Annotated in this window: 9 protein-coding genes and 1 riboswitch; of the genes, 8 read left to right on the top strand and 1 reads right to left on the bottom strand. The window is 61.8% G+C overall.

Going from position 1 to position 11,989, the window contains the following annotated elements; all coding sequences use genetic code 11:
- Positions 1 to 71 precede the first annotated feature (71 nt).
- Entirely contained in the window at positions 72 to 770 is a 699-nt protein-coding gene (locus EV281_RS18035; protein WP_132654748.1) for a GntR family transcriptional regulator, read from the top strand.
- Between the two features lie 85 nt (positions 771 to 855).
- Here EV281_RS18035 and EV281_RS18030 read toward each other — a convergent pair whose 3' ends face one another.
- On the bottom strand, positions 856 to 1,449 hold the full coding sequence (locus EV281_RS18030; protein ID WP_132654747.1) for a transglutaminase-like cysteine peptidase: 594 nt from the start codon (positions 1,447 to 1,449) through the stop codon (positions 856 to 858).
- 423 nt (positions 1,450 to 1,872) lie between these two features.
- Positions 1,873 to 1,983: riboswitch (guanidine-I (ykkC/yxkD leader) on the top strand.
- A gap of 74 nt (positions 1,984 to 2,057) precedes the next feature.
- On the opposite strand from EV281_RS18030, the gene EV281_RS18025 reads away from it, so the two are divergent.
- The 7 genes from EV281_RS18025 to atzF are packed head-to-tail and all read left to right on the top strand — an operon-like array spanning position 2,058 to position 11,664.
- Positions 2,058 to 3,131, top strand: a complete 1,074-nt coding sequence (locus tag EV281_RS18025) for a putative urea ABC transporter substrate-binding protein (protein ID WP_132654746.1) — start codon at positions 2,058 to 2,060, stop codon at positions 3,129 to 3,131.
- A 57-nt stretch (positions 3,132 to 3,188) separates the two neighbouring features.
- Positions 3,189 to 4,007 carry an ABC transporter permease subunit gene (locus EV281_RS18020; protein ID WP_132654745.1) on the top strand — a complete coding sequence of 273 codons (819 nt, stop codon included), beginning with the start codon at positions 3,189 to 3,191 and terminating at the stop codon, positions 4,005 to 4,007.
- On the top strand, positions 4,004 to 4,828 hold the full coding sequence (locus EV281_RS18015; protein WP_132654744.1) for an ABC transporter ATP-binding protein: 825 nt from the start codon (positions 4,004 to 4,006) through the stop codon (positions 4,826 to 4,828). Before EV281_RS18020 ends, EV281_RS18015 begins: the two co-directional genes overlap by 4 nt.
- Positions 4,825 to 5,646, top strand: a complete 822-nt coding sequence (locus EV281_RS18010; RefSeq protein ID WP_132654743.1) for an urea amidolyase associated protein UAAP1 — start codon at positions 4,825 to 4,827, stop codon at positions 5,644 to 5,646. Before EV281_RS18015 ends, EV281_RS18010 begins: the two co-directional genes overlap by 4 nt.
- 10 nt (positions 5,647 to 5,656) lie before the next feature.
- Complete coding sequence (locus EV281_RS18005; protein WP_132654742.1) at positions 5,657 to 6,307, top strand: urea amidolyase associated protein UAAP2; 651 nt, start codon at positions 5,657 to 5,659, stop codon at positions 6,305 to 6,307.
- Positions 6,308 to 6,309: 2 nt separating this feature from the next.
- Positions 6,310 to 9,849 carry an urea carboxylase gene (gene uca, locus EV281_RS18000; protein ID WP_132654741.1) on the top strand — a complete coding sequence of 1,180 codons (3,540 nt, stop codon included), beginning with the start codon at positions 6,310 to 6,312 and terminating at the stop codon, positions 9,847 to 9,849.
- A 3-nt stretch (positions 9,850 to 9,852) separates the two neighbouring features.
- A complete protein-coding gene (gene atzF / locus EV281_RS17995; RefSeq protein ID WP_132654740.1) occupies positions 9,853 to 11,664 on the top strand; it encodes an allophanate hydrolase in 1,812 nt (603 codons plus the stop codon).
- Positions 11,665 to 11,989: the final 325 nt, after the last annotated feature.

The following is an 11,989-nucleotide window of genomic DNA, read 5'->3' as shown; positions in this document are numbered from 1 at the left end:
GATCGGATATCTGATTGCAGCGAGGCCACTATGCTGATAGGAGGATTTGGCGTCAAGGGAGCATATCGAGAATGGCAAAAGAGATTAACGGCTCAATTCGAAACGAGACCGGCCTGCTGCGTCGCCCGCCGCGCCTTGGAGACGAGGTCTACAGCGCCATCTATGCGCAGCTGATGTCGCTCAAGATTCCACCCGGAGGCCGTATATCCGTCGATAACCTCGTTCGCGAGCTCGGGGTTTCGCAGACGCCGATCCGCGAAGCGCTTTCGCGGCTGGAAGCTCAAGGCCTCGTCGTCAAGACGCATCTGATCGGCTACAGTGCGGCCCCGCAGATGGATCGCTACCGATTGCAGGAACTTTACGAACTGCGGCTGCTCGTCGAACCTTTCGCCGCAGCTCGCGCCGCCGAAATGATGAGTGAGGAGATGATTGCCTCTCTCGAAGCCATCGATGGCGAAATGCGTAGCATCCGGCAAGAGGATGCGCGGCTAGCCTATGGTCGGTTCGCCCAGAGCGACGGCGCCTTTCACGACATGATCGCACTCGGCAGCGGGAACGGCCTCATCCACGAAACGCTGACGCGCCTGCACACGCATGTGCATCTGTTCCGCCTTTATTTTCATTCGCGCGCGACATCCGACGCGAACGATGAACATGCCCGCATCATTCTCGCCATCAAGCAACGGGATTCGGCTGCGTCCGAAGCAGCGATGCGCGACCATATCGAACGGTCGCGCAAGCGCTTCATGGTCATCTTTACCGGAGAATAGGGCCGCCTTGCTGTCTTGCACGGCTCGATGAGCTCGAACGCGATGTCACCGAACGAAGCCGGCATCGGAAACCGGTCCGCTGGATCTAAAGTTCGAACCATACGCGCGGGTCTTCGCCAGACTGGATCATCAGCCAGCGAAGATCGGCATCCTTCCAGTCCCTGATTTCATTCGTACGGTTGTCAAGCACCAGGTCGCCACGGTCGGTCCTGACGACCAGGACCGCGTGGCCTTTGCCGCTGGACGTCTTGGTGACGGCAATGCGCAATGCTTTCGACGGCCAGCCCAGCGCGATCAGGTGGTCACGCTTTGTCAGCGCATAATCCTCGCAATCGCCGGACTCGACGTTCTCCTGCCAGACATCGCCCTGATCGGACTGCTCGTCGACCGGACGAATCGAGCCGTTGACCGAGGCGTTAACAGCGTGAAGCTGCTTGTCTGCAAAAGGGCTCAGCAGGATTTGCGAAGCTTTACCGCGAACAGAGCACTCATCCGGATGTCGGGCACAAAACATTACGTGCGCAAAGGGCGCGGCAGTCCGGCGTCCTTCGGAAATATAAAGGAATATTGGTGCCGACTTGAAGCTACGGGCAACACCGCCGGGACCGTCCGCTTCTACAGTCTGGGCAGCAAGCAGCGATGCAAGCACGAGAACGAAAGACAGCTTATGGCGAGACATTTGCAACCTCCATGCGCTACCTCATCGACCGATGTTCGAGTCAACTGGCGTCGGTGACGAAACCATTGGGCAGTCGTCATTCGAAAGCTGGCCCGATGATCGCTGATCCCATCCGAAGCCGCACCGACGACCGCCTCGGAAATGCAACTATTCGATCATATTCCACGATTCAACAATTTAAACTAGACTGTCGCAGCCATTTCAATAGGAGCGCCGCACTATCCGAAGATGGGCAACCTGCGCGACTTTCTGGGTCCGCGGGTATTCAGGCCAATGCTCGACATAGGTCCAATTCTATTTCCAGATGCACATTCATTGAGCAACTGGATGCACTTTTTAAGCAACGCTCCGCAGGAAACGTAACTTTATCATTAAAAATCAACCGGATGTAAGATCTGGCATAGCGCTTGCTTCGATATGAACAGAGTTGGTGGCTAGGGTTCCGGCGCTTTCTGAAGCGCGGCTGGTCCGAGAGCCATCACCGGCGGGGGAGAAATCCTGTCGGGTGCACGGCGGGACAAAAGCCCGGGAGACCTCGTAAGCCAAGGGATTGGCGGCACGATGGTCATTGCCGATCCCTTTTGAAGAAAAGCAAAAGGGGAATTTCAATGCAGACTTTTTCGAAGATCCTTTCCATCACCGCCCTTTCGGCGTCGCTGGCGCTGGGTTTCAGCTCCATCGCCACGGCCGAGCAGAAGAGCGAATTCAAGGTCGCCTGGTCCATATATGTCGGCTGGATGCCCTGGGGCTATGCCGCAGATCACGGCATCGTCAAGAAATGGGCCGACAAATACGGCATCAAGATCGATGTCACACAGTTCAATGACTACGTGGAGTCGATGAACCAGTACACGGCGGGAGCCTTCGATGCCGTGACGCTGACCAACATGGATGGCCTGTCGATCCCGGCCGCCGGCGGCGTCGATACAACAGCGGTGATCGTCGGCGACTTCTCGAACGGCAATGATGCGGTCATCCTGAAGGACAAGACTGCCCTTGCCGATCTCAAGGGCCAGAACGTCAACCTCGTCGAATTCTCCGTCTCGCACTACCTGCTCGCCCGCGCGCTCGAAAGCATCAAGCTGACGGAGCGTGACGTTAAGGTGGTCAACACCTCCGACGCCGACATGGTCGCGGCCTACAAGACACCAGACGTTACCGCCGTCGTCACCTGGAACCCGCTGGTCTCCACCATCCTCGAAGACCCCACGGCCAAGAAGGTTTTTGACAGTTCGCAGGTGCCGGGCGAAATCATCGACCTGATGGTCGCCAATAGCGGCGTATTGAAAGACAATCCGAACTTCGGCAAGGCGCTTGCCGGCATCTGGTACGAGACGGCCGCCCTGCTGCGCGCCGAAACCGCCGAGGGCAAGGCAGCCCGCGAGGCCATGGGTTCGGCATCCGGCACTGATCTTGCCGGCTTTGACGCTCAACTCGCCGCCACCAAGCTTTTCGACAAGCCGGCAGATGCCGTTGCCTTCACCGCCTCGCCGAGCCTGCCGAAGACTATGGATCTGGTGCGCAACTTTCTCTTCGAAAAAGGGCTGCTCGGCAACGGTGCGCCGTCAGCCGATGTCATCGGCATCGAAATGCCTGATGGCAAGGTTCTTGGCGATACCGGCAATGTGAAGCTGCGCTTCACCGAGACCTACATGAAGGCCGCCGCCGACGGTTCGCTCTAATCGCAGGGAGGCGTGGTTTACCGCCGCCTCCCCTCCTTCACCAGCGGAGCATTTCCCATGCGTTGGATCAACACGAGGCCGAGCCGCGGGGCACAGTTAGCCTTGATGATGCTGCCCTTCGTGCTGCTTGCCCTTGCCTATGCCTTCGGCTCGGCCACACGACTGGCTGCGAACGCCAATGACAAGCTTCTGCCGAGCCTTGCCGGCTTTGCCGATGCGATCAATCGTCTGGCCTTCGTCGCCGATCCGCGCACCGGCGAATTCCTGCTCTGGTCGGACACGGGCGCAAGCCTGATCCGCCTGCTCTCCGGCCTCGGCATCTCGACAATGATTGCACTCGTCATCGGCATGCTGATTGGCATGCTGCCCTATCTCAGGGCGCTTCTTGCCCCTTTCATTGCCGTCATCTCCATGGTGCCGCCGCTGGCGCTCTTGCCGATCCTCTTCATCATCATGGGGCTCGGCGAAACCTCGAAAATCACCCTCATCGTCATTGGTGTCGCGCCGACGATGATCCGTGATCTCGCACTGAAGGCTCTGGAATTGCCGCGCGAGCAGATCGTCAAGGCCGAGACGCTCGGCGGCTCCTCCTGGCAGATCGGCCTGCGTGTCGTGCTGCCGCAGATCCTGCCGCGGCTGATCACCTGCCTAAAACTGCAGCTCGGCCCCGCATGGCTGTTCCTGATTGCGGCCGAGGCGATCTCCTCGGAATCCGGCCTCGGCTACCGCATCTTTCTCGTCCGCCGCTATCTCTCGATGGACATCATCTTTCCCTATGTCGTCTGGATCACCCTGCTTGCCGTCGTCATGAACGCCCTCCTCGACCGCCTGCGCATCGCCGTCTTCCCGTGGTCGGAACTGGAGAAGCAAGGATGAGCGAGCTGAAGATCGAAAGGGTCTGGAAGGAATATGGCGACCAGATCGTGCTCGAGGACCTGTCGCTGACCGTCGCCTCGCGCGCCTTTCTCGCCCTTGTCGGCCCGTCGGGCTGCGGCAAAAGCACCTTCCTGCGCATGCTGCTCGGCCAGGAGCGGCCGACCAGGGGCAAGATCCTGCTCGACGGTGAGCCGCTGCCGCCTGAGCCGGGAGCGGATCGCGGCGTCGTCTTCCAACGCTATTCCGTCTTTCCGCATCTGACGGTGCTCGGCAATGTGCTGCTCGGCAAGGAACTATCCGCCGCGCGCTACAAGGCCAGGCTCTTCGGCGCTGCGCGCCGCAACGCCATTGCGGAAGCGCGAGAGCTGATCGCCGAGGTCGGGCTCGCCGGTTCGGAGAGCAAATATCCGGCTCAGCTCTCCGGCGGCATGCAGCAGCGCCTGGCGCTCGCCCAAGCGCTCATCATGAAGCCGAAGGTGCTGCTTCTCGACGAACCCTTTGGTGCGCTCGATCCCGGCATTCGCGCCGAAATCCACACGCTGATGAAGCGGCTCTGGCACGAAACGCAGATGACAGTCGTCATGGTCACGCACGACATGCGCGAAGCCTTCACGCTGGCAAGCCGCGTCGTCGCCTTCGAACGGCGCCGCGACCGACCGGAAGAAAAAGAGCGCTACGGCGCCACTATCACCAAGGACATTTCCATCTGGCCGCCGCGCCTTGCCGGCGAACCATCGATGTTCAGCCCCGACCGGGACGGCCCGGTCGCTTCCCTGGGGCGCAGCCGGGACGACCTGGCACCGTCAGGAGAGATGCGATGATGCATGTGAGACGTTCCCCCGAAGAGATCGCCGCCAATCGCGCGCGCTATGAGGAGCATCAGAAGAAGGGGCTGGAATTCGCCCCCAAGGCCCTGCCTAGCCCAAGCCCTTTGCCGGCTCCGGTAATCGCCGCCGCGGCTATCATCCATCAGGAAACCGTCCCCGGCGGCTGGTATTGGTCGACGAAACTTCAACGCGGCGAGGCGATCCGCGTCGATCAGGCCGAGGGCAATTCCACCGTGGCCCTGGTCGCCTGGAGCGCCGCCGATACCAGCGAACGGATCAATCTTGTCGATACGGCAAAGGTCCAATGGACGACGGCGCTCGGCAAGGGGCGCGTGATCTTTTCCGACATGGGCCGCGTCATGTTCTCGATGACGGAGGATAGTTCCGGCGCCCATGACTGCCTGATGGGCGGCTCGACGGCTGCCTCGAACGCCGCCAAATATCCCGGCGAGAAGACCCGCAACACCCGCGACAACCTGGTCCTCGTGGCCGGCAAGCTCGGTCTCGATCGCCGCGACATCCCCGGTATGCTCAATCTTTTTGCCCCTGTCCGCCTCGCCGAGGCCGGCGGCTTCAGCTGGCAGGGCAAGCGTTCCAATAGCGGCGATTACGTCGAGCTGCGCGCCGAGATGGACATGCTGGTCGGCTTTTCCAATTGCCCGCATCCGCTCGATCCGGATCCCGCCTATCAGCCGAAGCCTGTCGTCATCACCCGCTACAGGGCGGCCGTGCCGGCTGCGGATGATCTTTGCCGCACGGCAACGGCCGAAGCCGTGCGCGGCTTCGAAAACAATGCCCTGATGCTGGCCTGAGGAAACGATCATGTCCGATTTCATCCAGACCTCCCCTGCCCGCAGCCCGCAAAACGCCGCTCAGGATCATTTCATAGCGGCCGAAGCCCCGTGGTCCGGCATCGTGCGCAAGGGTCAGACGATCCGCATAGAGGACAGTTTCGGCCAGCAGGCGATCGACACGCTCTTCTACCGGGCCGATGATTTCTCCGAGCGCTATTCCAATCAGGACACGATGCGCACGCAGGGCGCCGCCTATATCGGCATCGGCACGAAGATCATGTCGAACGAAGGAAACGTCATGCTGACCATGACGGCCGACAGCTGCGGCCGTCATGACACGTCGGCCGGCGCCTGCTCCTGCGAGAGCAATACGGTGCGCTTCGGCCACGGCACGAAATATCTGCATGCGTGCCGCGACAACTTCCTCCTCGAGGTCAGCAAACATGGCATGAGTAAGCGCGACATCGTGCCGAACATCAATTTCTTCATGAACGTGCCGATCAAGCCGAATGGCGAGATGACGATCGTCGATGGCATCTCCGCGCCCGGCGACTATGTCGAGCTCGTCGCCGAGATGGATGTGCTCTGCGTCATCTCCAATTGCCCGCAGATCAACAATCCCTGCAACGGCTTCGACCCGACGCCGATCCGGGTGCTGATCTGGGACGGCGAGGACTGAGCATGTTCAAGAAAGTCCTGATCGCCAACCGGGGCGAAATCGCCATTCGGGTTATCAAGAGCCTGAGACGGATGGGCATCGCCTCCGTCGCCGTCTATTCCGATGCCGACCGCTTCACAAAACCCGCTTTAATCGCCGATGAAGCGGTCCGCCTTGGGCCGGCGCCGGCCAGCGAAAGCTATCTCAATGTCGATGCCGTCATCGCCGCCTGCAGGGCGACGGGCGCGCAAGGGGTACATCCCGGATACGGCTTCCTTTCGGAAAATATCAGCTTTGCCGAGCGCCTTGCCGCCGAAGGCATCACCTTTATCGGTCCCCGACCCGAACATCTTTCGGCCTTCGGCCTCAAGCATACGGCCCGTGAACTTGCCAAGGTGAGCGGCGTGCCGCTTTTGCCCGGCACGGGTCTGCTTTCAAGCGCCGATGAAGCGCTTTCGGCCGCCGAGACGATCGGCTATCCCGTCATGCTGAAAAGCACGGCCGGCGGCGGCGGCATCGGCATGCAGCTCTGCGCCGATCCGGAAAGCCTGAGGGCTTCCTTCGAAAGCGTGCAGCGCACCGCGCGGGCAAGCTTCGGCGACGCGCGCGTCTATATCGAGCGTTTCGTTGCCGAGGCCCGCCATGTCGAAGTGCAGATCTTCGGTGATGGCAAAGGCAAGGTTATCGCGCTTGGCGAACGCGACTGCTCGCTGCAGCGGCGCAACCAGAAGGTGGTCGAGGAGACCCCTGCCCCCGGTCTTTCGGCAGCGACCCGCGCCCGCCTGCACAAGGCGGCCGTCGGTCTCGGTTCGGCCGTTTCCTACGAGTCTGCCGGCACCGTCGAATTCATCTACGATCCCCAGCGCGAGGAGTTCTATTTCCTTGAGGTCAACACCCGCCTGCAGGTCGAGCATCCGGTCACCGAAGCCGTGTTCGGCATCGACCTCGTCGAATGGATGATCCGCCAGGCTGCGGGCGAGGATGTTCTTTCTGGCGCGGAGACCTTGCAGCCGAAAGGGGCCGCGATCGAGGTACGCGTCTATGCCGAGATGCCGCATGCCGATTTCCGCCCGAGTGCCGGCCTGCTGACGGAGGTATCCTTCCCTGAGGATGCACGTGTCGACGGCTGGATCGAGACCGGCACGGACGTGACGCCCTTCTATGATCCGATGCTCGCCAAGGTGATCGTCTCAGCCGACGACCGTCCGGCGGCGATCGAGAAGCTGAAGACCGCCCTTGCCGGCACATTGATCTCCGGCATCGAAACCAATCTCGACTACCTCAGAACCATCGCCGGCTCCGAACTGCTTGCCGGCGGCAAGGTTGCAACGACGGCACTGCGTGATTTCTCCTTCGTGCCCGATGTCGTCGAGGTGATTGCACCCGGCGCGCAATCAAGCATCCAGGAGCTGCCGGGCCGGCTTGGCCTCTGGCATGTCGGCGTGCCGCCGAGCGGCCCGATGGACGAACGTTCCTTCCGCCACGCCAACCGCCTCGTCGGCAATGGCGATATGGTCGCGGCGCTGGAGCTGACGGTGTCCGGGCCAGTGTTGAAATTCCATACCGATACGGTGGTTGCCCTTGCCGGCGCCAGGATGGCGATGCACGTCGACGGCAGGAAATTGCCGCATGACGAGGCCGTCACCATTCATGCCGGCCAGATTATCGCGATCGGCAGCATCGACGGGCCAGGACAGCGTGCCTACCTTGCCGTGGCAGGCGGCTTTGCCGCTCCCGTCGTGCTCGGTTCGCGCGCCACCTTCGGCCTCGGTCAGTTCGGAGGCAATGCCACCGGCACGCTGAAAACAGGCCATGTGCTGCATCTTGCCCGCCAAGCCGCGGCCGAGGCGCCGAAGCCGGCGAACGAGCCGGCGCAGCTGACGCGCGAATGGGAGGTCGGCGTCGTCTATGGCCCGCATGGCGCGCCCGATTTCTTTCAGGAAGGCGATATCGAGACGCTGTTTTCGACAAGCTACGAGGTGCACTTCAACAGCGACCGCACCGGCGTGCGGCTGATCGGTCCCGCGCCGAAATGGGCGCGCAGCGACGGCGGCGAGGCTGGCCTCCATCCCTCCAACCTGCATGACAATGCCTATGCGATCGGTGCAATCGACTTCACCGGCGACATGCCGATCATCCTCGGGCCGGACGGGCCGAGCCTCGGCGGCTTCGTCTGCCCGGCAGTGATTGCCCGTGATGAACAATGGAAGATGGGCCAGTTCAAGCCGGGTGACCGCATCCGCTTCCACCCCGTCGCGCGGCCCGAAGATCCCATCGCCGGTCCGGTGGTGCATCGGGTAAAGGAGGAGGTCGGCTCGCCTGTTATCGGCAAACGCGAGGATGGACCGGTCTCCGTCGTCTATCGTCGTCAGGGCGATGACAATCTGCTGGTCGAATACGGACCGATGACGCTTGATATCGCCTTGCGGCTCAGGGTGCATCTTTTGATGCAGGCCGTCTCGCAGGCGCGCCTGCCCGGAATCATCGATCTCACACCCGGTATCCGCTCGCTGCAGATCCATTATGATGGGACGGCACTCACCCGCAAACGCCTGCTTGGCCTGCTGGCCGAGATCGAAGCGAGCCTTCCCGCAGCCCAGGACGTCAAAGTGCCGAGCCGCATCGTGCATCTGCCGCTTTCCTGGAACGATCCGGATGCGGAACTCGCCATGCGCAAATATCAGGAACTCGTGCGCCCGAACGCGCCCTGGTGCCCGTCCAATATCGAGTTCATCCGCCGCATCAATGGGCTTGCGGACGAACAGGCTGTGCGTGATATCGTTTTTAGCGCCAATTACCTCGTGCTCGGCCTCGGGGACGTCTATCTCGGCGCACCGGTCGCGACCCCGGTCGATCCGCGCCACAGGCTGGTCACGACGAAGTACAATCCGGCCCGCACCTGGACGCCGGAAAATGCCGTCGGCATCGGCGGGGCCTATATGTGCATCTATGGCATGGAAGGCCCCGGCGGCTACCAACTCTTCGGCCGCACCATTCAGGTATGGAACACCTGGCGGCAGACGCCGGTCTTTGCCAAAGGCAAGCCATGGCTGCTCGATTTCTTCGATCAGATCCGTTTCTTCCCGGTCGACCACCGGGAACTGGCGGACGCCCGTAGCGCCTTCCCGCATGGCGGCTATCCCGTCCGAATCGAGGAGAGGGAATTTTCCTACGCGGCTTATGACAAGGAATTGCTGGCGAACGCGGCTTCGATCGGAACCTTCAAGGCAACCCAGCAGGCGGCTTTCGATGCCGAGCGCCAGCGCTGGAAGGAGGCAGGCCTCGACAGCTTCGTGGCCGACGAGGGCACCGGCGAAAGCCCAGATGGGGACATTCCCGATGGATGCTTCGGGGTTGCCAGCGCCGTGCCCGGCAATATCTGGAAATTGCTGGTCGAGCCGGGCGCACCGGTTGCTGCCGGAGACACGCTTGCCATCATCGAATCCATGAAAATGGAAATCAACGTCACCGCACATGCGCCGGGCCGTGTCCGCGACCTGCGCGCCGGCCCCGGACGAAACGTCAAAGCGGGCGATATCATCGTCGTTCTAGAGGAGTGCTGACCAATGCTGCCGACCATTCTTGATCTGACGAGCCTTCGCGCAGCCTATGAGGCAGGTACAACACCGCTGGAGGTCGTCGAGACCGTCATTGCCCGACGTGCAGCCTCGGAGGATCCGGCAATCTTCATCACGCCGACACCGGATGAAGCAATGCGGGCCGAAGCCCGGGCGCTGATGGAGCGTGCGCCGCAGCCGAACAGCCTGCCGCTCTGGGGCATTCCCTTTGCCGTCAAGGACAATATCGACGTGTCGGGATTGCCGACCACGGCGGCCTGCCCGGCTTTCGCCTACCTTCCCGAGAAGGATGCCACCGTCGTCGCAAGGCTGCGGGCAGCAGGCGCGATCGTCGTCGGCAAGACCAACCTCGACCAGTTTGCAACGGGCCTCAATGGTACACGCTCGCCTTACGGTGCGCCGCGCTCGGTCTTCGACAGGAACTATGTGTCGGGCGGTTCGAGCTCCGGCTCGGCGGTCGCCGTCGCCTCGGGCTTGGCAAGCTTTTCGCTCGGCACGGATACAGCCGGCTCCGGTCGCGTGCCGGCGGCTTTCAACAATCTCGTCGGCATCAAGCCGACACCGGGACTGGTGCCGAATGTCGGGGTCGTGCCGGCCTGCCGCAGCGTCGATGTCGTCACCGTCTTTGCCCCAACGGTCGGCGACGGCGTCGCGATCCGCCAGGTGATGGAGGGCTACGATGCCGCCGATCCGTTTTCGCGCAAGGCGGCTCCATCCACCCTGCCCGCCTCGGGTTTGCGAATCGGTGTGTTAGACGGCGCCGAGCGGGAATTCTTCGGCAACCGGCAGGTCGAAACTCTCTACGACGCCGCAATCGAAAGAGCGCGCGCGCTCGGCGCCACCATCGTTCCCTTCGATTACGCGCCGTTCCGGCAGGCCGCCGAACTGCTCTACAACGGTCCCTGGGTTGCCGAACGGCTGGCGGCGGTCAAGGAGTTCCTGGCGACAAACAGCGACGACTTTGATCCCACAGTGCGGGCCATCATCGAGGAGGCTGGAGCTTATGATGCCGTCGCGGCCTTTGAAGGCCGGTACAAGCTGGAAGCCTTGCGGCAGAAAACAAGGGTCGAATGGGAGAAGGTGGATCTGCTGATGCTGCCGACGTCCCCCACAACCTATACCGTCGAGGAGATGCAGGCCGACCCGATCGTCAAGAACAGCCATTTCGGCCGCTATACCAACTTTGCAAACCTGCTCGACTGCGCGGCGATCGCCATTCCCGCCGGCTTTGACGCGAGCGGCCATCTGCCTTCAGGCGTGACGCTGGTCGGACCTGCCTTCACCGACGATGCGATCGCGCCCTTCGCCGACGCCATGCACCGGGCAGCGGAAACCGGCATGGGGAAGGACCGCAGCGTCGCGTTACCGGAGGCAAGCCGCGTGATGCCGCCCGCCGATGGCTTCGTCCCGATCGTGGTTGTCGGGGCGCATCTGACGGATATGCCGCTGAACCATGAGCTGACGCGACCGGGCGGATACAGGGTGAAAGCAGGCCGGACGGATGGCAGCTACCGGCTCTTTGCCCTCAATGGCACGATCCCTCCCAAGCCGGGGCTGGTGCGAGATCCGGACTTCAGGGGCGAAGGCGTCGAAGTTGAAGTCTGGGCCCTGCCACCGGCGGCATTCGCCCGCTTCGTGCAGAATATTCCGGCTCCACTTGGCGTGGGCAAGATCACCCTGAACGACGGAACTTGCCTTACGGGATTTCTCTGCGAGGGCCATGCCGCGACCGGCGGACGGGAGATCACCGAGTTCGGCGGCTGGCGCAACTATATCAGGGCAACCAGTCCGTCGGCCTGAAGGGAGACGAGATGCAGAAACTTCTGTCAAAGGCGATGCAGCTCGTTCTCCGGGGTCTCATTGCCAGGACCCGCGCGATCTGAATGGGTAGGCGGGAGCGACGGAGTGCTTTTGCTTAGATTTGGGTCATTGATTTCTGTGCGTCGCTGTCCGGCATCGGCGCATATTTTCATAAGGCATGCCCTCAATTCAAACCTGTCCGTGATAGCAGAGGCTCCCGAAAGCGATAGGGCTTCTCCAGCCTCTAAAAGGCATCGGCATGGGCGCAAATTGATGCTTTTCGTGCGCAATAATTTTCCCTACTCACTGCTTGATAAGCAATGAG

The sequence above is a fragment of the Rhizobium sp. BK418 genome (genome assembly GCF_004341105.1).
Lineage (GTDB): Bacteria > Pseudomonadota > Alphaproteobacteria > Rhizobiales > Rhizobiaceae > Rhizobium.
The sequence above is the reverse complement of the archived record's forward strand: the minus strand, read 5'-3'. Positions and strand labels throughout refer to the sequence as shown.